This window comes from Magnetococcales bacterium, from assembly GCA_015228935.1.
Taxonomy (GTDB): Bacteria; Pseudomonadota; Magnetococcia; order Magnetococcales; family DC0425bin3; genus HA3dbin3.
Map to the genome: position 1 here is coordinate 1 of JADGCO010000061.1, position 24160 is coordinate 24160.

The window sequence follows — 24160 nt, forward strand, 5'->3', positions numbered from 1 at the left end:
GGGCCACTTCCTTGATAGCCAGGGCGTCCAGATGGCGTCCAGTAGAACCGGCTTCCTTGCCCCAGGCCGGCATTTGTCCACTGCGGCCCCTGGCAATTGAGGCAAAAACGGTCTCTTTGTCACCACCATAGAGCCAGATATTGTCGGTCAGATTGGGGGCACCGATATCCGCTGACAGGGGTTGTCCACCCACCTTGTCCAGGAGGGAACCCTTGCCGAGGTCACCATGGCAGTTGTTACAGCCTGCCTCGCCATGGAACAGGGTATTGCCCCGCCCGATGGCATCGGCCTGTGTGGATTTGCCGGAGAGGCTGAGGACGTATTCAGTCAAATCCTGCACCTGGGGTTGCGTCAGGGCACCTGCGGGGGCCAAGTGCGGCGGCATCATGGCCGTCCGCCCCTGGGCGATGCTGGTCTGAATGGCCTCCAGGGAACCTCCGTAGAGCCAGTCATCATCGACCAGCGCGGGAAAGCCTTTGGCACCACCACCACCACTGCCATGACAAGGGGCACAATTGTCACCGAAGATGGACTTGCCACCCGCCAGGGCATAGACCCGCAACTTCGGGTCAGCCGCAATCTGGGCCAGGGTCATTTTTTCCAGACTGTCATCGAAGGGTTTTTTGGCGGCCTTGGCAGCAGCCAGCTCCGCAGCAAGCTGTTTGTGCTGTGACCACCCCAGAAGCCCGCGCGTAAAATCGTTGGCCAGAGGCCAAGCGGGATAGAAGATCCAGTAGATCACCGAAAAAACGATGGTGGCATAGAACGAATTGACCCACCATCTTGGCAAAGGATTGTTGAACTCTTTCAGGGGGTACCCTTCTTCGTCATCCCATTGGTGACCGGTGGTGCCCACCTCTTTGTTTTCTGCCATCGCTTGTTCTCCCTGCATGGCGGACTACGCCGCCGCACCGTTACCGGGACTGGGCCTGATAGGAGGAAAAGTCCACCAGAGTACCCAACATTTGCAGATAGGCCATCAGGGCATCCAGTTCGGTGATGCGATCCGGCTGGCCGTCGAAATCCCCTTTGGGAACCTTGTTGCCATAACGTTTGGTCACCGCCGTCATGTCACCATCAGAACGTGCCTGGCTTTCAAGATCTTTCTTGGCGTTGGCGATCATGTCGTCCGTGTAGGGAACACCGACCTTGCGCAGGGCCGTCATCCGGGCGGCGACATCGTCATAGCTGAGAAGACTCTTTTCCAGATAGGGATAGCTCGGCATGACCGATTCCGGGACCATGTTGCGGGGTTGCCGCATGTGTTCGACGTGCCAGAGATTGGAATACTTGCCACCAACTCGGGCCAGATCGGGACCGGTTCGTTTGGAACCCCACTGGAAGGGGTGGTCGTATTTGCTCTCTGCGGCCAGGGAATAATGGCCGTAACGTTCGGCTTCGTCGCGGAAGGGCCGGATCATTTGCGAGTGGCAGTTGTAGCACCCTTCCCGGATGTAGATATCCCGTCCCCGCTGTTCGAGGGGGGTATATGGACGCATGCCGGAAACTTTTTCGATGGTGCTGTCGATGAAAAACAGAGGCGCGATTTCCACAAGTGCGCCGATGGAAATCACGATCAGCGTCAATAACCCCATCAGGGGAATGTTTTTTTCAATGGTTTCGTGTTTCACCAGTTGGCTCCTTGTCTACGTTGCAACCGTGTCTACCTGGATCAGGCATGGGCCGGAGTTTGTGGTGCGGAGCGGATGGTCATGATCACATTGTAGACCATGATCAGGGCACCGAGCAGAAACACCACACCGCCCAGAGTTCGGATCAGGTAATAGGGGTGCATGGCCTGTACGGTTTCGGCGAAGGAGTAGGTCAGATATCCGAACTGGTCGTAGGCCCGCCACATGAGACCCTGCATGATGCCTGAAATCCACATGGCCGTGATGTAAATGACCACGCCAATGGTCGAGAGCCAAAAGTGCAGGTTGATCAATCCCACCGAGTGAATACGGGTGTTCCACAAACGGGGAATCATGTGATAAAGCGCCCCGAAGGAGACCATGGCAACCCACCCCAGGGCACCGGAATGAACATGTCCAATGGTCCAATCGGTATAATGGGAGAGGGCATTGACCTCCTTGATGGACATGATCGGGCCTTCAAAGGTGGACATGCCATAGAAGGAGAGAGAGACCACCAGAAAGCGCAGAATCGGATCGGTGCGCAATTTGTCCCAGGCCCCGGAGAGGGTCATGATGCCGTTGATCATGCCGCCCCAGGAGGGGAGGATCAGCATGATGGAGAAGGTCATGCCCAGGGTCGAAGCCCAATCCGGCAGGGCTGTATAGTGCAGGTGATGCGGCCCGGCCCAGATGTAGAGGAATGCCAAGGCCCAAAAGTGGACGATGGAGAGTCGATAGGAATAGACCGGACGTTCCGCCTGTTTGGGCACGAAATAGTACATCAGACCCAGAAAGGCCGCAGTCAGGAAAAATCCCACCGCATTGTGCCCATACCACCACTGCACCATGGCATCCTGCACCCCGGAAAATACGGGATAGGAATCGGTCAGGCTCACGGGGATGGCCAGATTGTTGACAATATGCAGGACAGCCACCGTGATGATGAACGCCAGGTAGAACCAGTTGGCCACGTAGATATGCGGATCCTTGCGTTTGGCCAGGGTGCCGACAAAATTGATGAAGTAGGCCACCCAGACCACCGTGATCAGAAGATCAATCGGCCAGATTGGTTCGGCGTACTCTTTTCCCTGGGTGATGCCCAGCGGATAGGTGATCACCACCAGGACCACCACCAGATTCCATCCCCAAAAGGTGAAATTGGAGAGAAAATCCGAAAAGAGCCGTGCCTTGCAGGTTCGTTGCACGACATAATAGCTCGTGGCAAACAGCACAGAGCCGCCAAAGGCGAAAATCACCGCCGAGGTGTGCAATGGCCGCAGGCGCCCGAAGGAGAAAATCGATATCCCCTGGGAAAGATCCGGCCATGTCAACTCGGAGGCAATCAACACCCCCACCAGGAACCCCACCACGGCGTAGACAACGCTCATGATGGCAAATTTCTTCACAACTTCAAAATCGTACTGCTCACTCAAGCGGGCATTTGTGGGCACTGCGCACCTCCTTTCGGATTCATACGCTTGATTCGGATCAGGGCAGGATAGGATAATCCCCGGGTGGAATCCAGAAATTTTTTTTCATCATGCACATTCCATTTCTAAATTTTTGCTCCTGTTGAATATCCTAAGGAACCGCCCGCAAGAGGTCAGTTATGTCGGAAACCGCCGATTCTCCACCGTCCCTGTATGAATCTCATAAAAAAATTTATCCAAAATATCAACCGGGCTTGTTCAGAAACATCAAATGGCTGGCCATGTTCATCCTGCTGGGCAGCTATCTCCTGTTTCCCCTGCTGCGTTGGACGCGCCCGGCAGGATTGCCAGAGCAGGCCGTCCTGTTTGATCTGCCCAGTCGAAAATTTTACATTTTTGATCTCATCATCTGGCCGCAGGAGGTGTTTCTGCTGACTTTTTTGTTGATTGCCGCCGCGATTGGACTGTTTTTCATGACGGCACTGGCCGGGCGGGTATTTTGCGGTTACATGTGCTTTCAGACGGTGTGGACGGACTTGTTTCAGGCCCTGGAACACCTGATCGAAGGCAACAGAAACAAGCGCCTGCGTCTGGACAAGCCCGGATGGAATCCGGAAAAAATGGTGCGCAAGCTGGCGAAACATCTGGCCTGGCTGCTGGTCAGCATGGTTACCGGCTGGGTGTTTGTCGGCTATTTTACGGATGCACCGACTCTTTTTTGGGAGTTCTTGCACGGGACCGCACCCGAAGCAGCCTGGATCACGCTGGGAATCATCGCGCTGACGACCTACACCATGGCCGGCTTTGCCCGGGAGCAGGTCTGTATCTACATGTGTCCCTATGCCCGTTTTCAGGGAGCGATGTTTGATCAGGATACCCTGCTGATCGCCTACGATGAACAACGCGGTGAACCCAGAATGGCCAACCGACGCCAGCGCCAACAGGGGGCAAAAGCCGGGGAGTGCATCGATTGTCAGGAGTGTGTGCGGGTCTGCCCCATGGGCATCGATATTCGCCAGGGACAGCAGTACCAGTGCATCACCTGCGCCGCCTGCATCGATGCCTGCAACAGCGTCATGGATCGCATCCGACGCCCCCATGATCTGATCGCCTATACCTCCATGCGGGCCATGGAAGGCAAAAAAACCCGTTTGTTCCGTTTCCGGGTTCTGGCATACGGAACTCTCTTGATCGGCATCCTTGCGGGCATGGCTTGGTTTTTGATCAAACAAAAACCTGTCGAACTGAACGTGCTTCGCCAGCGGCAACCGGTGTATATTGTCCAGTCGGACGGCAGCATCCAGAACAATTACGTGGTCCATGTGACAAATCTCTCTTCCCGGATGCAGACCTACACCTTGCAGATCAAGGATTTGCCGGAAGGCAAGCTCCGCGTGGTAGCAGGTGGATCGCGTCTGAAGCACCAACCCTGCGGCGTGAATCCCGATTCCGTATTGACCGTGGAACCGGGTGAAGTGGCACAATACACGGTATTCGTCCGCCAACCCCCGACGGCAACCGGATCCGGAACCCGCCAGGTGACCTTCCTGTTGCAGGCACTGGAACCGGACGGCGGTGCGGAACACTATCAAAGCGTTTTCATGAGGCCATGACGACCATGTCCGAAGCCACAGATCAGCAACACCTGACCCAATCCACCCGCCGCCGCTGGTTGGTGGCTGGAATATTCATGTTTGCCATCGTATTGTTGGTCAATCTGTTCCTGGCTTTTTTCGCCAAAAGAACCTGGAACGGCTTGACCACCACCCAGGCCTACGAAAAAGGCCTCGCCTACAACGAGGTTCTGGCCGCCCAGGAACGCCAGGACCGATTGGGATGGCAAGGATCCCTGGAACCGACGACCGGCTGGATTGTCGGACAACCCGCTGTCTTGCGTTTCACCCTGACCGAAAAAGATGGTACCCCCATCCAGAGTGCGGTCGTCAAAGGATCGCTCTACCGTACAGTGCATCAGGGAAACGATCAGACACTGGCCTTCGAGCAGGAACAGCCTGGCCGCTACAAGGTTTCGGTCACCCCTCCCCTGCCTGGGGTGTGGGAAGTCAAACTTCAGGCTACGACCCCCCATGGTGACTTTCGTTTCAACCAACGCATCCAGGTCAAACCCATGGATGCGACCCGGAGACCCTGAACATGACTTTTGCGACCATAGACCTCTTTGCCAAACAATTTACCCTGGTGTGGTTTTTCATAATCTTTCTGATCATCATCATCTGGGCCTTCTGGCCCGGCAATCGCAAGCGCTTCGAAAAGGCCGGACGCATGGCCCTGGACGATGATGATCAACCCGAACCATCAACCGGGAAAGCCAGTCCGGGTCACACGGATCACACGGATCATACAAACCACAGGCCGGATCACGGACTGGATCACACTTCGGAAATTTCCGCCGGAAAGCCTCCGCCCTGACCGGATGAAATTGCATGTTTTTCAATGTCATAAAAGACAAGGTTCTCAGTGGTGTCGCCTCGCGCCGCTATCTGCGGCACTTTCAGCGCCTGATCATCCTGGAAAGCCTGCGCGGCCTGCATGTGGGCCGGGAAGCCACCCCCGACATCACCAAAAATTTGTTGACCTCCGCCGACAAAAGCCCGGAGGAGCTGCTCCGGCAACTGGGCAGCCGCCAGGATGGCCTGACCGCCTCGGAATCCAAGTTCCGGCTGGAAAAACACGGTCTGAATCAGGTCGAGCATGAAAAACCGCTGCATTGGTGGATGCACCTCTGGTTTTGTTACAATAATCCCTTCAACCTGCTGCTCACGACCCTGGCCATCGTCTCCTACTATACCGAGGACATGAAAGCCACGCTGGTCATTGCCGCGATGGTGGCCCTTTCCACAATCCTGCGCTTTACCCAGGAGATCCGCTCCAATCGCGCCGCCGACCGGCTCAAGGAGATGGTGAGTACCACGGCGACGGTGCTGCGTTGCGACCCCAGAGAGCGTGCGGCCCCCATTGCCCAACAATACTTCGGCATCAAACTCCATCCCGGCAGCCCGATGCACAAGGAAGTCCCGTTGCGTCAGTTGGTGCCAGGCGATGTCGTGATCCTCTCCGCCGGGGACATGATCCCGGCGGATGTACGCCTGTTGACCGCCAAGGATCTCTTCGTCAGCCAGTCGGCCCTGACCGGCGAAGCCCTGCCGGTGGAAAAATTTGTCGTCTCCCGCAACCAGACCGCCACCACGCCCCTCCACATGGACAATCTGTGTTTCATGGGCACGACCGTGGTGAGTGGATCGGCCCGGGCCGTGGTGGTTGGCACCGGCAACAAAACCTACTTCGGTGCCCTGGCCGCCCGCCTGACCAACACCCACCGTGCCGCCACCGCCTTCCAGGCAGGGGTGGACAAGGTGAGTTGGCTATTGATCCGCTTCATGTTGGTGATGACCCCCATCGTGTTGTTGATCAATGGCTTCACCAAGGGAGACTGGCTGGAAGCCTCCCTGTTTTCCTTGTCGGTCGCCGTGGGCCTGACCCCCGAAATGCTCCCCATGATCGTCACCACCACCCTGGCCAAAGGGGCCGTAATCCTCTCCCGCAAAAAGGTGATCGTCAAGCGTCTGGATGCCATCCAGAATTTTGGGGCCATGGATGTCCTGTGTACCGACAAGACCGGCACCCTCACCCAGGACCGCATTTTTCTGGAACGCCATACCAACATTCTCGGCGAAGAGTCGGAAGAGGTCCTGGAACATGCCTACCTGAACAGTTACTACCAGACCGGCTTGAAAAATCTGCTGGATCGGGCGGTCCTGGAACACGCCGAGGTCCGCCGGGAATTGAATGTCGCCACCAATTTTCGCAAGGTGGATGAAATTCCTTTTGATTTTCAACGCCGCCGCATGTCGGTGGTGGTCAGCCAACGGGATGACCTGCACCTGCTCATCTGCAAGGGTGCCCTGGAAGAGGTCCTGGCCGTCTGTTCCGATGCCCGCCACGGCGAAGAAGGAAGCGTTCCGCTGACCCGCGAACTGCTGGAGCGCATCGGCACCATCACCCGCGACCTGAATGATGACGGGTTGCGGGTCGTGGCAGTCGCCGTGCGCGAATTTCCCCCGGACAAAACCACCTACTCCACAAGCGATGAACGGGACCTGACCTTGATCGGCTACATCGCCTTTCTGGATCCCCCCAAAGAGACCACCGCCCCGGCCCTGGAGGTGTTGCGCAAACATGGCGTGGCCGTGAAAATCCTGACCGGCGACAACGAACTGGTCACGGCCAAGGTGTGCCGGGAAGTGGGACTGGCCGTCGATGGTCTGCTCCTGGGGGCCGACATGGACCGAATGAGTGATGCCGAACTGGCGGTTCGGGCCGAAAATGTCACCGTCTTCGCCAAACTCACCCCCACCCAGAAAGAACGCATTGTCCGCATCCTGCATGACAGCGGCCACGTGGTGGGTTTTTTGGGAGACGGCATCAACGATGCCCCGGCCCTGCGGGCCGCCGACATCGGCATCTCCGTGGACAGCGCCGTCGATATCGCCAAGGAGTCCGCCGATATCATCCTGCTGGAAAAAAGCCTGATGGTTCTGGAAGAAGGGGTGATCGAGGGACGACGCACTTTTGCCAACATGTTGAAATATATCAAAATGACGGCCAGTTCCAATTTTGGAAATGTGTTCAGCGTCCTCGTGGCAAGTGCCTTCATTCCCTTTCTGCCGATGCTCCCCATGCATCTTCTCGTACAAAATTTGTTGTACGACATTTCCCAGATTGCCATCCCCTTCGACAATGTGGACCAGGAATTTCTCGCCAAACCCCAGCAATGGAATCCGGGCGACATGGGCCGCTTCATGGTCTTTTTTGGTCCGGTCAGTTCGGTATTCGACTTGACCACTTATGCACTCATGTGGTTTGTCTTCCAGGCCAATGGACCCGACCACCAGACCCTGTTCCAATCCGGATGGTTCATCGAGGGCCTGTTGTCGCAAACCCTCATCGTCCACATGATCCGGACCCGCCATGTACCCTTTTTCCAGAGCCAGGCCGGGTGGCCCCTGCTGCTGATGACCGGGATCATTGCCATGGTCGGGATTGCCATCCCCATGGGACCACTGGCCGAATACCTCAAACTGCAACCCCTGCCCCTCGCCTATTTTGGTTGGCTGACCCTCATTCTGGTCGCCTACGCCTTCGCCACCCAGGGAGTGAAAGGAATCTTTGCCCGGCGCTACGGGTGGCAATAAAAACCAAAAATTTTGCCCGGCGCAACAGCCGAGCGTGAATGAACAGGCCAAACGCTACGAGTGGCCATATAAACTGAAAAATTTTGCCCGGCGCAACAGCCGAGCGTGAATGAACAGGCCAATCTATCCGGTGCAAAAGGTACCAGGAAAGGTCAACAGCATGGGACGTGGACCCACAACAATCTATCATCAATCCCTGAATGACAATTACGTCAAAGGTACCCTCACCTGTTTGCGACCGGAGGTGATCCAACAACGCATTCACACCGGATTTCCCCTGGTACTCAACATTGAACCCACCAATGCCTGCAATGCCCGCTGCCATTACTGTCCACGCGAAATGACCGTGCAATCCCAGGGAACCCACTATCTGGACCTGGAAGATTTCAAGCGCGTGATTGACCAGATTCCTCAAAAATTGATCATGTTGAATCTGCACAAGGATGGGGAACCCCTTCTGCACCGGGACCTGCCGGCGATGGTCGCCTATGCCAGGAAGAAGGATGCCGCCGAAGTCGTGCATCTCAATACCAACGGTATTCCGCTGCACTCCCGGGTCGGGCGGGGCATCATTGAACAGGGTATTGACGACATCACCATCAGTGTGGACGCAGCCAGTGAGGCAAGTTATCGCCGCTTCAAAAGGGTCAAAGGTTTGAGCCGACTCGAAGGACACATTCGTGATACGATTGATTATCGCAACCGCCTGAACAGTCCAACGCATATTCGTGTCAAAATCATGGAGTTTGACCAATGCCCCCCGGAGGAAATCGAACTGTTCCGGGAACGCTGGACCGGCGTGGCCGATGAAGTCCAGGTGACCGGGGTACACTCCTGGAGTGGTGCCATTGATCTGCGCGTGACCGATGAAACCACCCCCCAACGCTATCCATGTGCCTTGTTGTGGTATATGCTGGCTGTCAACAGTAATGGCCAGGTCAGCATCTGTAACGTCGATTGGAATTATTCGGGCGTGGTCGGTTCGATCCATACACAAAGTGTGGCCGAAATCTGGAATGGACCCCGACTGCGGATGATCCGAAACAATCACTTGCAGGCCATCTGGAACAATCCCCAGGTCTGCGAAAAATGTGTGGTCTGGGTCAGCGTGGGAAATATGAGGAATTTTTTACAAGATCAGGAAAAATTCCTTCCATGATATCGGCTTTCTCATCAATTGCACGAGGTGTAATCTCATGATCTTGGGAATCTTGCAGGCCCGGTTCTCATCCAGGCGTCTGCCTGGCAAGGTGCTGATGCCGTTGCTGGGAGAACCCATGCTGCTGCGGCAGGTGCAACGTATTCAACGTGCCAAGCGTCTGGACAGATTGATTGTTGCGACGAGTGTTGATGCCACCGATGATGCCATTTCCAAGCTTTGTTCTCAAACCAATCTTGCCTGCTTTCGGGGCAGCTTGACCGATGTTTTGGATCGCTTCTATCAGGCTGCTCTTCTCCTCCAACCCACCCATATCGTCCGCCTGACAGGAGACTGCCCACTGACAGATCCAGACTTGATTGATGACCTGATCGAATTTCATCTGGCAGGCGAATTTGACTATTCGAGCAACACTCTGGAACCGACATTCGCGGACGGTTTGGATGTGGAAGTCATGCGTTTTCCTGTCCTGGAAACGGCATGGAAGAATGCCCAACTCCCATCAGAACGGGAACATGTCACCCTCTATATGGTCAATCGCCCGCACCAGTTACGGTTGGGATCCTATAAACAGCAAGAAGACTTTTCATATTTGCGTTGGACTGTGGATGAACCCGAAGATTTTGAGCTGGTTGAAGAAATATACTCCTCGCTCTACCACAAGAATCCATATTTTTGCAGCAAAGCAATTCTGGATTTGCTGAAAAAACGTCCCCATCTGAGTTCCTGGAACACCCAGTACCAACGCAATGCCGGTTTGGCTAAATCACTTGAACAGGATCAAGCCTGTCAGACAATACATGGTTATGGTTATAAAACATCCGAAGCTTTGTTGGACCGTGCCCTGCAGTCCATTCCCCTGGGCTCGCAAACCTTCAGCAAGAGCCTGGTTCAATTTCCACATGGCGTTTCGCCTTTTTTTGTCACCCATGGCAAAGGAAGTCGGTTATGGGATGTGGATGGCAATGAATACATTGATTTTATTAATGGACTGCATGCTGTCAGCCTTGGCTATCATGACCTTGACGTGGTCCAGGCCGTGCGCAATCAATTGAATCGAGGTTCAATTTTTTCCCTGCCTCACACACTGGAAATGGAAGTGGCAGAAAAAATCATTGCCATGGTTCCTTGCGCAGAGATGGTTCGTTTCGGCAAAAATGGTTCGGATGCCACTGCCGGTGCCATTCGCCTTGCTCGCGCCTATACAGATCGCGATCATGTAGCGGTTTGTGGTTATCATGGTTGGCAGGATTGGTATATTGGTTCTACTCTGCGAAACCTGGGTGTCCCCAAATCAACTCGGGCCTTGACTCATACCTTCACCTACAATGACGTCGACTCGTTGCATAAGATTTTCACTGACTATCCATGCGAGATTGCTGCTGTCATCCTGGAACCTGTCAACGTTGAATTACCCCGCGATGGTTTTTTGGAGACCATCCGGGAAATAACCCGTCAACATGGAACCGTGTTGATTTTTGACGAAACCATTACCGGTTTTCGCTTGGCTCCTGGTGGTGCCCAGGAATATTTCGGTGTCATCCCGGATCTGGCCACCCTCGGAAAGGGACTCTCCAACGGGTATCCTCTTTCCGCAATTGCAGGGCGACGGGACATCATGCGCCTCATGGAAGAAATATTTTTTTCTTTTACCTTCGGTGGCGAAACTCTTTCCCTGGCAGCAGCCTCCGCGACACTGAACAAGTTGCAGCAACAACCGGTGGTGGCAACCCTTTGGCAAAGAGGCCATCAACTGCTGGAAGGTCTGGCAGCATTGTTGAAAAAGCATGCAGTGGAACACTTTCTTACTGTAGCGGGTTTACCAGTATGGTCGTTTCTGATATTTCGGGATGCCAGGGATTGCACACAGTGGGAAATCAAGTCTCTTTTCATGCAGGAGATATTTTCCAGGGGTATCCTGTGTCTTGGCACTCATAATATCAGCTATTCTCATACGATAGATGATATCGACTACCTGTTGTCGGTTTATGACGCTGTATTTCCCATTCTCAAGGATGCTGTGGATAATGGGAAAATGAAACAAACCTTGCGTTGCCAGCCAATCCAACCACTGTTCAGGGTTCGTTCATAGTTGGTATAATGGACCCAAAAATCTGGACAGTGCGATAAGCTCTGAACCACCCAAAACCAGGAGGAGTTTTGAATTTAGTCGATCCGCATTCTGGACAATATGTTCTGGCTTTCATGGTATGTCTCCATCCTTGGAAATCGAGGAACAGATGACACATTTATCACATAAAATTGTTGATTTTAAAAGTGAAAAATCGGTATTGCGTGTGTAGCACCACCCCTTCGGGAGCATTTGATCAACCAGGTTCCGGTCTCGGACTGTGATGGATTGAACGAATCCAATAATATGAAACACCTTGACATTTTTTACGAAAACAGGGAGTCTCCCATTAACGGGCAAGACGGATGTGGGCAATGCTGGCGAGCAACCCGCCAAGGAATAACCTGGTTGGACTCACCGAGTCGATATTGATGACGAGGGATCAATCGCCCCTCCCGTATATACACCATGTGAACATCAAACGTGTCAATTCCCTTCCTTCCCCTTTACTTCAAAGACCGGCTGCTCGGAATCAATCCACACGGCGACGTGGGAATTGTCACCCTCTGGACGCCTGCGGAGAAGGTCCGCAACCTGTTTACCACCTGGCAGGTTGACCTGCATCCGGAGAGTTCGCGCATCGCAGTCATGGGTACCCTGTATGGCAACGGGCTTCCCGAGTTGCTGCGCAATTTATTGTGGAATCCTCAAATTCGTCATTTACTCGTCCTGGGGCGCAACCTGTCCGGCTCACGTGAAGAACTGGTGGGATTTTTTTCCCGGGGCCTGGAAGAGACGCTTTTTTTGGGAACCCCCACCTGTCGCATCGTTGGGACGCGGCGCAAGATTGATGGCCTGATCACACCGGAACAGTTCCAGGGACGCATCACCTTGGTGCCTCTCGGGGCGTTACGTGATGCCCAAACCCAACATCAGGTCTTGCATTTTTTTACCACGCTCCCCCCGCCACAACCGGTTCAGGTGGAGCGGATCAACCTGCCCCTGCCAAAAATCACCGTGCAACATTATCCGTCGGAACCGCGCAGCCATACCCTGGTCACTTTGACTCCCATGGCTGCCTGGCGGGAATTGATTTTTCGCCTGGTGCGCTTTGGGCATCGCCAACATTTGCGCAAAGGGGAACGCATCGAACTGCTCAACGTCAAAGTGATCGTGCAACGCCCGGAAATGGAAACGGCTGAGGTGTTGACCCGACATGGTTTTTCTTTGGAACGTTTGCGCACCTATCAGGCAAGAATATTGGATCCAACTCTTTCGCCGGAGGATTCTTATACCTACGGCAACCGCTTGCGGGGCTATTTTCGGCGAACTGTTTCAGAAGCAACGCACACTGCCCCACCCCTGGACAGCATCGACCTGGCCATCGCCCATTTGCGGGCCGATCCTGAAACCCGCAACGCCTATGTTTCCCTGTGGGACAACGGCCGGGATTTGTTGCCGGAGACCCACGGCCATCCCTGTCTTGTCACTCTGTTTTTCCGCAAGTTTGACGGCGTATTGAATCTGACGGCCACCTTTCGGGCACACAATGCCCTGGATGCCTGGCCGGAAAACTGTTACGGTCTCATGGCCGTTTTGCAGCATGTGGCCCAGGCTGTGGATCTGCCAGCAGGTCCCTTGACCATCGTGAGCCATTCCATCAGTGTCGATCCCCAGGCCATGGAGCGTGCCCTGGCCGTGGCCAGGTCCTGGATTGATGCGGGCGGAGTCGATCCGGAAGCCGCCGAACATGGTTTGCGCCGTGACCCGCAGGGAGAATTTCATGTCACGTCGGATCCAACCACCCGGGAAATTGTGGTCCAACACTCTTTCGAGGGGCACCGTCTGGCAGAATACCGAGGTCACACGGCCCTGGAACTGGAGCGCCAATTGGCCCGTGATGTTGCCATTTCGGACATATCCCATGCCCTTTATCTGGGTCGGGAGATTGCCCGCCAGGAGTTTCGTCTGGCCAGCCTGAAAGAAACCAAACCGGAACCAACCACCTGATAAGTGAGTGTTGGCCATGCAGATCACCCGGCATGAAATCATCACGGAAGGCGAATTGCTCTCCCGCATCCAGAGAACCCGTCTGAAAGGACACGGGCAGCCCATGGTCTATGAGGGGGCGCACCTGACCCTGGCCAGGCGTACCAACCCGATTACGCTCTATCCCGCCCAACGTTATGTCCTGCGTGACGATCTGGAACGCATTCTGGAGCTGCACGGAGCCTTCCGGCAGCAGGGAGTGGATATTTTTGCTTTGGACGGGGGATTGCTCTTTTGGATGCGGGATCCGGAAAATCCAGATGCGGAAGTGGGACCCATTCCCCTGACACCGCCCGTGATCGAAATATCCCTGGAACCCGATGGCCGCCGCATTCCCCTGATCAACGATGGCATGCACCGGGTTTATGCCGCCTTGCGCCTGCGCAGTCTCATCAATGTCATCATGGTTCACAATGTGCCAACGGAATTTCCCTATTATGCCTATGCCCTGCCCAATGGCTGGTCCGATGTCCAGGAATTGATCGAACTGCCGGATGGATTTGTCAAGAAGACCTATCGAGATCCCGACAATTACAAGGCTCTGTTTCGTGATTTCAACGGGGTTTTCCCGGGGGTGCAAAAACAGCGCCCGCGCAGCAATCCGGCGTATCTGAAACCCTGAACCGCGTATTCATTATAAATAAAAGCCCAAAAAATGGGAATAATCCGCTGCATACCTGGCATCTGGAGACAACGAGCGATACCTGTCTCTTTTCGGCAGCCTTTTTTCTTGAGGCAAAGGGATAGGGTATCGGTTTATTGATATGTTTTTCTTGTTTTGCAGACAATTACTGGAAACCTTATTTTCTGCACTGTATTTTCTTCCCAACAAGAAATATTCGGTACATTTCTTCCATTTTTTACATTTGGCACAGCAAACGCCATGCACTCCATGCATTCCTGACAATGCCTTCTCTTCATTGTTTTTAATCCAGATTTTTTTTCTTTTGACTTTCCTCTAAATTATTTAAATTATCACGATCAAAACGGGGTCTGATGACCGACAAAATGTCGGTACATACTAAGAAGTGCATTGGTTAGCCGACATTGACAGGCACCGCATATCGGGTTTCAGGGTGTCGGAAAAAGCCGGCGACCTTTTCGGGGAAAAGCCCAACGCCTGGATGACCGTCTCTGGAGATTCCCCGGCTTCAACTCGCCGAACGGCTTGGATACGGATCTCTTCCAGCGTTTTGTGGCTCAGTTTGCGCCCATCGGTATCGGTAGTGTTCATGCCATGGAGTATACCATATGTCGGCTATCCAATGCAAGGATTAGTATGTGCAGAACGGTTGGTTCCGGGCCAGGGTGGCAACAATGCGATGCAGACTGGCCAGCCGCTCGGGATGGATGGTTCCGGCGGCCAGGGCATCCAGGACCAGACAACCCGGTTCTTGCCGATGGTGACAATCGGGAAAGCGGCATCCACCCAGCAGGGGGCGAATTTCCGGAAAATGCCAGGGAACCTCATCCGGCTGGAGACCGTGCAGATTGAATTCGCGCACGCCCGGCGAGTCGATCAACCGTCCGCCGCAGGAGAGGGGGTAGAGTCGGGCCACCGAGGTGGTATGACGACCCTTGCCGGTATCGGGATTGACCCGGCCAACCCGCAACAGGGGATCGGTGATCCACTGGGCAATGAGAGAAGATTTGCCGACCCCGGATTGCCCCACAAAAATGGAAGTACGCTCCCGCAAGGCCTCTTCCAGGGCCGCCAGGCCCCGGTTTTGCACCACGGAGAGTTCCAGGACCGGAATGCCGATCCGGCGGTAGGGTATCAAGACCTGTTCCAGATCCTCGGGATTTTCGAGAAGATCATGCTTGTTGATGGCCAGGAGGGGCTGCACCCGTGCCGCCGAGGCCGCCACCAGATAGCGATCCACCAGATGGGGATTGGGATGGGTGGCCGTAGTGGTGATGACCATTTGCTCGACATTGGCGGCAAAGGTTTGCAGCCGTTCATAAGGACCAGGGCGGCGCAAAACCGATTTCCTGGGCTGCAAATCGGTCACCACGCCCTGGTTGTTGGGGGCTTGTTGCCAGAGAACCCGGTCACCACACACCGGGTTTTCCGCCACATTTTCCCGCACGGCGCACTGGTAGCGTTGCCCCTCGGCATCTTCCACCTCGACGTGGGCACCAAAGTGCGCAATCACCAGGCCATCCCGGGTCTCTCCCAGAAAGCCACTGGTCAGGGTGGTCAGGTTTTTTTGCCGCGTCTGCTGCCAGTGTTCCATGCGTCCGGTGCGAATGGCCTTGATGCGGCGTTTTTGGACATCGGTCAGGGCGTGGGATGATTTTTTGCGCGGCATGACAGCCTGTTGTTCCGGGGCAATAGGGTTCAGGGGAAGCGTGGTTTCAAGCCCTGCTGGCCGCCATGAAATCCTCTTCCACCGGATCCAAAAGGCCCCTGTCTCGATCCACGGTGGTGACCAGCCAGGACCGTTTTTGATCTTCATGGGTGACCAGGCGGTTACCCTGATCCGCATCCAAGTCTGTTGGATAACGCGGCACCACGCCACCATTTTTTTCTGTAAGGATCATGGCTTCCATCCCAGGAAATCTGGATTTGAGATGATCCCATTCTGCAACTGGTCGCTGAAGACGCCGATAAGCACGTTGCTGGTGCAGATACAAAACGCCATCGTGCGGATGGTGTTTCAATTGTTCCGTAAAATAGTCCGCCGCCTCGGCCACGCCGCGTTCCTGCCAGATTTGCAACCCCATTTCGCTACGATGTTCGTTCCGGTGGTTGACATGGGCCAAGTGGGTTTTGGCGGCGTCATGTCTGCCTGCCCGGCGAAAGGCGGTGGTCCGACCCAGAGCAGGGGCGTGACTGAAATTTCGTCCGGTGATTTGCGCCAAAGTGTCCGGGGAACTCTCCCGGCCCGTCGGGCGGGGAGCGAGCTGGAAAGGCAACTTTTGGCCGTTTTGCAATTTCCGCAATTGATTTTCTTTTCTCGACAATTCCGGATGATCTGGAGCGACAGATCGCGCCAGTTCCAGGAGCGTATCTGCTTCCTCCAGTTTTCCTTGCTGCATGAGTATTTCCGCCTTGCCCAAATAACCCACAGATTCATTAGGAAAACGCTGTACGATCTTGTCAAACTCAGCCAGGGCCTCCCCTGTTTCTCTCCCCCAGAAGAGCCGCGCATAAGCCTTGGTGGTATGGATGATGACATCATCCGGGAAAAACCGCACCGCATCATCCAGCACCGCCACGGCGGCGTCCGTCTCTCCCCGGTGGGCCAGCGTGTCACCGAGTTGATTATGCAGTTTGGCATTGTATGGAAAGCGGCGACGGGCCTGCCACAAGACGGCCTCACACCTGGGCCAATCTCCGGCCTCATCCAGTGCCCGCCCCAACAGGGACCACGAATGGCTATGATAGGGTTCCCAGGTGGCAGCCTCCTGGGCCAATTCAGCCACCCAGACAGGATCGCTCCGTAAAATTTTATTGCCGAAATTATTGAATGTGCGGACCAGAAAATAGCTGTCGCCCGTCTCATGCGCGTGGCGACGATAGCGGTCAAAAAAGTTTTTCAGGTCAGGTTTCAGTTGGGCCAGAGGCTCGCGTTGCACCCTCGCAAGCATGGCCTTCCAGGACTTTTCAGAGAAAAAAGGCGACAAATTTTGCCTGATTCTGTCCCCGGCACCTTCTGAAAACACCTCTGGAAAATGGCTCGCCAGCCATTGTTCGGCAAGTTTGTGCATGGGTACCCTTTGGCGGGCCTCGCTCAGTTTGCGGATCCAGGCCTTGTCGCTCATGGGATAGGCACCCTTCAAGAACTCCACATAGCGATCCAGGATTTTTTTATCATCAATTCGTTTCAGGTGAGCCAACCCGTTGGCAAAGCGCAACACCCCCACCAACAAGGATTCGCTCACCCGGCCAGCCGGGCCTGTTCGACCCTCATCGGGCATGCGGAGCAGGCCATCCAGACCCATGCGGCCATGGTGCGTAAAACCGCCCGTGTTCAGGGCTGCCAGATCCAGCCACAGACGCAACAGCCGGCGATCTTCCTGATGCTGGCTCAGGGAGGTATAATAGGCCCCGAGGGGATCACATGTGCGGCCAAAAAAATATTCGGCCAGAAAGTCTTGCATACTGCCTTGAATTTTTTCGTCTTTCAGCCATCGCATGGTTTGACGCAGATTCATGGTGGCTGCGGCATAAAAACTTTGCATCAGCATGCGGGCAAAGGACTTGGGGTTTCCATAACCCAAATCGGCAGCTTTTTCAACCTGGATGACATGTTGCAGCCATTCGGACAGGGCACCATCCAGCCTCTCCTGCCCCCCGGAACCCAGGGCTCCCCTGGCATGCAACAAAATTTCTGATGGTTCCAACGGTTCGAAGGAGCCCATGTAAAGCCGGCCACCCAGAAGATTTCCTATCGACGGTACCGGCTCTTTCGCAAAATGTTGACACCATTGATCCAGTTGAGCATCCATCAGGAATTCCTGTCATTCGGGTAAAAATCTTCCCTGTCCAGGTAGGTGCGCACCAATGGCAGGTGCCACTTGCGGGCGCGTTCCAGTGCCAACCCCGGATGACGGCGTATCCATCCAACACGCTGGATATGTGCGGGCAGATAGTCAAATTTTGGATGCAACAATTCCACGCCGTAGTGATAATCGTTCTCCGCAGCAACCTGGTTCAGGTTCACGGTGCGTCCGCCTGGTTTTTCATCCGCCGGCGTACCAGATCCTGGACGGGGAGTGGGAAAGAAGCAGGGATTCAAATTTCCGTCCAGCACCGTGGGTACCATCAGTTCCTGGTGATTGCTCTTTTGATCGATGGTTTCTTCCACTCGGTATTCCAGCAGCAGTACCGGGACAAACTCCTCGGTCCCAGTCGCAGCATTGATTGTGGGTTTCAGGTGCCCCATACCCAATCGATCCCGTATTTTGTCCGCCCACTCCACATCTTTCAGCACATCATCCACTTCATCCAGATACGATGCAAAAACCGGGCGCAAATCACGTCCTTCATTCCAGGAACCACAAAATTGACTCAGCCATTTCTCGGCACTGTCACGTTTTTTGGCCTCACCATCCCTGAAATCGGCAATCTTGCTCATCAAATCGTCCACTGCATAACCGGTCCGTTTGATGATACCTCGTGCATCTTCCAGACGAACCAGCCTGCGTTCCAACGCCACATGCGGATGGAGCAGATTATCGGCATTTTCCTGCCGGAAAGTCCATGGCCTCCCGAGGAGTATGTCCATGGGATCGATAAACAACTCTTTCTCCAGATAATCATCGGCATGCCTGCTTTTCCAGTCCGCCAGGGACGCCACTGTCGATACGCCCTGCATGCAGGAGTCGTAAAGCAACCGTCCAGAGTCGGGTGTACGCTCGTCGTGGCAGAAATTTTCGGCCAGAAAACGACCCTCGCTGTTGGTTTCGGCAAGCAGCCGGGTGAACAGATTATTTAATGAAGGATAGGGACAGGTCATGCACACCAACCCGGGATTGCCGGAGTTCATATCCAGGTTATCGAAAGTATTTACGATTACCACACGGGCTGGTTTCGTGCAAGAGGCCTGGCGGAATCGGGCACGTTATTTTCGGGGCTTCGCCCCGGACCCCACCAGGGGGAAGGGCACAGCCCTTCCCCCTGGACCCCCATCCCAGTCTTTTATTTGTTTTATGCCGGGGGAAGATTTATAGTGCTGTTCAGGACCCTTTCCAACCAAAGGATCTGATATGAAAGACTTTGTTGGGGCTTCGCCCCAAACCCCACCAGGAGGAAGGGCACAGCCCTTCCTCCTGGACCTCCATCCCAGTTTTTCAGACGTTTTTCATCTGCCCGTTTCCCAGGCCGGCAGCGCCACGCACCGCGCCCTGGCCGCCCTGACCGGTGGGGGAATTCTGCTGGGATGGTTGTTGCTTGTGCGACTGATTGCCGTCACCGATCATCCGGGAGCAGAAGGGATTGCCCAATTTTCATTGCTGGGTGTCACCGTGCTTTGTCTCGGCTCTGCCTGGCTTTTATACCGGCTGATTCGCCACCTGGATCCGGAAGACGACATGCGCAATCCCGGTTGGCCGGACCTGTTTGCCCTTTGGCTTCTGGAGCTGTATGAACGCATTTTTCCCCAAAAACCGGTTTATTCGGATCGGGTCCGCACCCGGAATTATGTCCATGCCGCCCATCGGGGGTTTCACAGTGTATTGTCCGAGTCCATCGTTGAACTCGAACGTCAACCCGCGTCTTTTGCTGCCGATCCAGAAGCCCCTGCCACCCCTGCCGCCGATACCGCCGATACCGCCCATTCCCCCCCTGCCATCCCTGCGGCATCGGCCATGGCCCATTCACCCATGCCTGTCTCTCCTGCCAGACGTGCCACGGCGGCCACTCTGGACACCCCGGCAGTTCCCGCCATGACCAACCCGGCCTTTTCCGCCCCAGCCATACCCGACGGTGCGGAAGAGTCCCCGGTCCTGTTCGACAATGACCGGCAAGGAACAATACCTCCCCCAAGAGGATCTATGCGTTTGCGTCGCCGGCAGGCGGTGTCTCAGGGCCGTTCTGACGCGCCAGCCAAAATCCCTGACCCAGCAGGAACAGGAACGTCAAACCCAACAGACCGAAAATCTTGAAATTGACCCAGACGGATTCATCATAGAGCCAGGCAACCAGGAGGTTCACCCCCCCGGAAAAGATAAAAAAAACAATCCAGGCCCGGTTCAGTATGTCCCATTGGCGGGGAAACAGGGCCACTTGTGCCCCCAAAAGGCGTTGCACGAGGGGGGGGCGCTGACCCCAGGTGCTGAACAAAAACACCAGGGCCAGAATCCAGTTCAGGACGGTTGGTTTCAACTTGATAAAACCCGGATCCCGCAACAACAGGGTGGCCCCCCCAAATACCCAGACCAGCAGGGTCATTCCCCCCTGCACGGGTGGCAGGCGGCCTGTCCGCCACCACAACCACCCGGCATGCAGGGGCACACCGACCATGAGAACCCCGGTGGCGGTATAGATGCCGTCCAGCCGGTAGGCGACAAAAAACAACACCAGTGGCAAAAACTCCAGGACCAACCGCAACGCACGCCCCCCCTCTACCAATCCTTGCCCGCCTGCCGCACTTCCATTCCGGGTATCTCACCTTCACCCCGCATCCGGGTCATGGCACGTTTGGCACTCTCCCCTTCGGCGTATGGACCGGCAAATACACAGACCAGTTTGCCACTTTGCATGTTGACGACCGTCTGGAAACCAGGCAAGGCAAACCGCTTGATGCGATCCCTGGCCTTGTCCAGGGTTTCCATCTCACTGAAACAGCCCGTGGAAACATAATACTCTCCCCGGCGCGGCAAACGTCCCGGTCCTGGTTGACCACCGGTTTTCTGGCGATTTTGACTCTCCCGCAACTCCTGGCCGGAAGCCTGATCCCGTTTGATGTTATTCATATCCGGAGCCGCTTTTTTGGCGGCTGTCGGCGCTGTTTCAGCACTTCGGGCCATGGCAGCTACGTTTTGCATATCCGAAGCCGCTTTCTTGGTGGTAGACAGTGCTGTTTCAACACTGCGGGCTGTGGCAGCAGCACTCGTGGCAGGAGGTTGGGTTGGCACAATATTTCCCGGAGCGGCAGCTTCTGGCGCAACAATTCCCGGCGGCACAACCCCGCCCGGCGCAGAAACCCCAGGGGGAGATGGAAACACAGTGGCCCCGGGTGTCATATTCCTGGCCGGATTGATTTGTTGGGCTTCGGGAATGGACATGTTCTGTGCAGCAGCAACCGTTCCGGATCTTTCCGTCAATTCGGAATAATTGGCATCAATGCCCGGTTCCGGCTCATCCAGTGCGGACTCATCGTTTTCCGACTCGTCACTGTCTGGCTCGTCGGCTTCATCCTCTTCCGCATCGTTTTCCACATCAGCGACCTGTTCGGTCATGGCTTTTTTGGCTGCGGCGGATGATGGTTGTTTGCCGGCTGCGGTTGCAGGACGAGGCTTGCCGGCAACGCCTGCTGGCGTTTTTTGGGGTCTGGATGCAGCACCGGCAGCGGTATGGGAAACGTCTCTGGGCTGTGGCAAGATGCTTTTTTGGGAAAATGCCACTCCCCTGTTCAAGGTTTCCAGATTGCGGCGAATGGCCTGAACCAATCCGTTGGACTGGTCATTGCCATACTGTTGCCGAGCCCGTTCCAGGGCCAGATTCAGGAGAAAGGCAGCCCGGACATAATCCCCGTTCTTGTAGTGCAGCCGTCCCAGATTGCTCAACCACACGGCCAGACGAACCGGCTCGTTGGCATGGACACTCTGGGCTTCCTGGAGTGCCCGATCACTCAGTTGTCGCCCCTGGGGTTCACGCCCGGTTCGCCACATCAGGATGGCCAGATGCTCCATGATCTGCGCTTTTTTCAGGCGACCGGCCTCCCCTTCCGTATTGACCGCATCCATGGCACGTTGATACAGGTTTTCGGCCTGGGTGATTTCACCCCGTTCGGCGGCCAATTCTGCCAATCCCAACAGGGAATCTTCCAGCCTGCCGGCTTCGGGTCCCTTGAGGCGCTCCCGCAAGGCCAGGGCCTCCCTGAACAGGGCCTCGGCCCGATCCAGTTTTTTAAGGCGCTGATACAAACGGGCACTGTTTTCCAGATACGTGGCCAACTGGGGGTGATCGCCGCCCAGCACCTGCCGCCGCCCGGCCAGGGTTTCCCGCAACACGGGTTCGGCGTCATCGAGCCGCTCTTCGGCAATATAAAAAGCACTCAGGGCTTCCAGGGAATCGACCGTCTTCTGGTGATCACGGCCATACGCATGTTCGCGAATCGCCAGGGATTCCCGCAACATGCCCTCTATCTTTCCCCTTTGGTTGTGATGAAAGTAGAGTTTGGCGGTCATGCCCAGGGCTTCGGCGACGTTGGGATGATTCTTTCCCCACTCGTGACGCACCCAGAGCAGAAAGTCCCTGGTTTTTTCCATCACTTTGCCAAAATCTTTTTCCTGGTACAAGGCATCGATTTCGGCCACGCGCTGATTCCAGGCCTCACGATCCGCAGCGGCCCGGGCCGGGGAGGATGTCATGAGCAGGAACAGGGAAACAAGCAGGATTCCGAAGCCAAATTTTACTTTAATCATCACGATCATACCCCGGCAATAAACCCGAATTCAGGCTACACCATGTGGCGCGATGTACTCCGACTTTCGGAGATCATCACCAGGACAACCTGGACAAAAAACCAAAGCAACCCAACCAGAGCCACATAAACCGACCACGTCACGCCCCCGGCCATGGCCATGCCCGATCCCAGAAAAATCAAGGTCCGCCAACGGTTTCCCCGGGCCAGCATCTGCCGATCCCGGGCATGAAAACCCGCCGAGCCATCTCCCTGCCGCAACCAGAGGGGCAATAGATGACTCATGGCCCCGGTGACCAGGGGAAACAGGAAGGTCATGAAGAACAGCGGCACGGTATTGGCCGGTTCCATCCAGCCCAGAACGATGGGAATCCCTGCCAGCATCAGAGAAAAATATCCGATCAGTGCCCCGAACAGGGAAAAAAGGGTACCATTGCCGGACCAGATTTGGGGGCGATGCCGCAAGACCGATACGGCCAGATGGATGATGGGAATCAACCAACCCACCAAGCCAATCCAGGAGAGAGGCCGATACCAGGCCGCACCCACGGCAGCTCCCAAAGTGCCCATGACGGCAAATTTGAAGTCGGCCCGCAAGCGCCGCTCGACATCGTTGTCGGCATATCCGCCGACCGTTGGCATCAAGACCTGCAAGGTGCCAAGGGCAGCGATCCCCAGGAATCCGAGCAGATTGAAATGCAGATGCACGCTGCGCAGGGTCCGCCACTGTTCCGGCCACAACAATCCCAGGAAAATGGCCGCCATGGCGACGACCAGAAAGGTCGCCGATCCTTGATACCAGCGCAGGCCGGGATGGACGCTTCCCAGGGCACGTTTGGTACACTTGCGCATCCAGGCAAGCAGAATCATCCCCACCACCAGGCCCAGAGGGGCACCCAGAAACGCAAAGCGCCGATCAAAGTTCATGGCCAGAAAGGCCAGCAAACCGGCAAACATGGCCAGAAGGGGCAACCACGCCACCAGCCCCTCGGCCTGGCTGGTGCGCGTCAAGACCGAGGTGAAATGAAGCATCATGGCGGTCATCAGGGGCAGCACACCCACCGCCAGCACCACATGCACCACGGTTGCAGCCGGCCACATCCTGGTCAAGGTACCAATGCTCATGAAGGCCAGCAAGGTCACCACCGCCAAAATCGCCAAACGCCTGCCTTGAACAACTCCGTGCATCACTGCCGTACCTCCGCACTTTCTGGCGCACCTTCCGGATCTTGTCAACCCGACAATTCCAATCCATGGCGTTATCACCGACGACGGCGTTATCACCGACGACGGTTTGACACCTTTCGCAGCCATCCGACTTCTCCAGGCAAATCCCGGGCCAGATTTCAAGCTCCCCGGATCCATCCTGCCGGTATTTTGCCCGGACGTATTCTGGAATCGCTGATTTTCAGGCCATAAATCGGGGTCCAGGGGGTGTGTCCGATGATGTTTCAATATCCTTGTTGAATGAGATGTGTCAACCCGGGGAATTGTCCGTTCGCCCGGTAG

At 55.4% G+C, this 24160-nt stretch carries 18 protein-coding genes; 9 read left to right on the forward strand and 9 right to left on the reverse strand.

Translation table 11 applies throughout. The features are described 5' to 3' along the window. From ccoP to ccoN, 3 genes are all read right to left on the reverse strand, one after another. The coding region (gene ccoP, locus HQL65_13850; protein ID MBF0137317.1) for a cytochrome-c oxidase, cbb3-type subunit III at positions 1–874 on the reverse strand (874 nt) is incomplete at its 3' end. A gap of 40 nt (positions 875–914) precedes the next feature. Beyond that, positions 915–1595, reverse strand: a complete 681-nt coding sequence (gene ccoO / locus HQL65_13855; GenBank protein ID MBF0137318.1) for a cytochrome-c oxidase, cbb3-type subunit II — start codon at positions 1593–1595, stop codon at positions 915–917. 77 nt (positions 1596–1672) lie between these two features. Further along, entirely contained in the window at positions 1673–3139 is a 1467-nt protein-coding gene (gene ccoN, locus HQL65_13860; GenBank protein ID MBF0137319.1) for a cytochrome-c oxidase, cbb3-type subunit I, read from the reverse strand. Between the two features lie 104 nt (positions 3140–3243). On the opposite strand from ccoN, the gene ccoG reads away from it, so the two are divergent. The 8 genes from ccoG (at position 3244) to HQL65_13900 (ending at position 14178) form a co-directional block, all read left to right on the forward strand. Next, positions 3244–4677, forward strand: a complete 1434-nt coding sequence (gene ccoG, locus HQL65_13865; GenBank protein ID MBF0137320.1) for a cytochrome c oxidase accessory protein CcoG — start codon at positions 3244–3246, stop codon at positions 4675–4677. A gap of 5 nt (positions 4678–4682) precedes the next feature. Next, entirely contained in the window at positions 4683–5216 is a 534-nt protein-coding gene (locus HQL65_13870) for a FixH family protein (protein ID MBF0137321.1), read from the forward strand. A 2-nt stretch (positions 5217–5218) separates the two neighbouring features. Then, positions 5219–5494 (forward strand): cbb3-type cytochrome c oxidase subunit 3, encoded by a 276-nt coding sequence (locus HQL65_13875; protein ID MBF0137322.1) that lies wholly within the window; start codon positions 5219–5221, stop codon positions 5492–5494. Between the two features lie 14 nt (positions 5495–5508). Further along, positions 5509–8277, forward strand: a complete 2769-nt coding sequence (gene mgtA, locus HQL65_13880) for a magnesium-translocating P-type ATPase (GenBank protein ID MBF0137323.1) — start codon at positions 5509–5511, stop codon at positions 8275–8277. Between the two features lie 160 nt (positions 8278–8437). After that, positions 8438–9436 carry an SPASM domain-containing protein gene (locus HQL65_13885; GenBank protein MBF0137324.1) on the forward strand — a complete coding sequence of 333 codons (999 nt, stop codon included), beginning with the start codon at positions 8438–8440 and terminating at the stop codon, positions 9434–9436. Between the two features lie 529 nt (positions 9437–9965). Then, a complete protein-coding gene (locus tag HQL65_13890) occupies positions 9966–11528 on the forward strand; it encodes an aminotransferase class III-fold pyridoxal phosphate-dependent enzyme (protein MBF0137325.1) in 1563 nt (520 codons plus the stop codon). A gap of 462 nt (positions 11529–11990) precedes the next feature. Continuing rightward, positions 11991–13517, forward strand: a complete 1527-nt coding sequence (locus HQL65_13895) for a hypothetical protein (GenBank protein MBF0137326.1) — start codon at positions 11991–11993, stop codon at positions 13515–13517. Positions 13518–13533: 16 nt separating this feature from the next. Further along, on the forward strand, positions 13534–14178 hold the full coding sequence (locus HQL65_13900; protein MBF0137327.1) for a hypothetical protein: 645 nt from the start codon (positions 13534–13536) through the stop codon (positions 14176–14178). Positions 14179–14830: 652 nt separating this feature from the next. Here HQL65_13900 and rsgA read toward each other — a convergent pair. The 3 genes from rsgA to HQL65_13915 are packed head-to-tail and all read right to left on the reverse strand — an operon-like array spanning position 14831 to position 19051. After that, positions 14831–15868, reverse strand: a complete 1038-nt coding sequence (gene rsgA / locus HQL65_13905; protein ID MBF0137328.1) for a ribosome small subunit-dependent GTPase A — start codon at positions 15866–15868, stop codon at positions 14831–14833. Between the two features lie 46 nt (positions 15869–15914). Further along, complete coding sequence (locus tag HQL65_13910; protein ID MBF0137329.1) at positions 15915–18011, reverse strand: tetratricopeptide repeat protein; 2097 nt, start codon at positions 18009–18011, stop codon at positions 15915–15917. Then, a complete protein-coding gene (locus tag HQL65_13915; GenBank protein ID MBF0137330.1) occupies positions 18011–19051 on the reverse strand; it encodes a hypothetical protein in 1041 nt (346 codons plus the stop codon). Before HQL65_13915 ends, HQL65_13910 begins: the two co-directional genes overlap by 1 nt. 220 nt (positions 19052–19271) lie before the next feature. On the opposite strand from HQL65_13915, the gene HQL65_13920 reads away from it, so the two are divergent. Next, a complete protein-coding gene (locus HQL65_13920) occupies positions 19272–20168 on the forward strand; it encodes a hypothetical protein (protein MBF0137331.1) in 897 nt (298 codons plus the stop codon). On the opposite strand, the gene HQL65_13925 is transcribed toward HQL65_13920, so the two are convergent. Genes HQL65_13925 through HQL65_13935 form a run of 3 tightly spaced genes read right to left on the reverse strand, consistent with a single transcriptional unit; the run spans position 20056 to position 23839 of the window. Further along, the gene (locus HQL65_13925; GenBank protein ID MBF0137332.1) at positions 20056–20613 is read right to left on the reverse strand and encodes a septation protein IspZ; all 558 of its coding nucleotides are present in this window, start codon (positions 20611–20613) and stop codon (positions 20056–20058) included. The genes HQL65_13920 and HQL65_13925 overlap by 113 nt on opposite strands. A gap of 14 nt (positions 20614–20627) precedes the next feature. After that, on the reverse strand, positions 20628–22655 hold the full coding sequence (locus HQL65_13930; protein ID MBF0137333.1) for a tetratricopeptide repeat protein: 2028 nt from the start codon (positions 22653–22655) through the stop codon (positions 20628–20630). Positions 22656–22687: 32 nt separating this feature from the next. Further along, positions 22688–23839: a hypothetical protein gene (locus HQL65_13935; protein MBF0137334.1), complete on the reverse strand. Its 1152-nt coding sequence runs from the start codon at positions 23837–23839 to the stop codon at positions 22688–22690. Between the last annotated feature and the right edge of the window lie 321 nt (positions 23840–24160).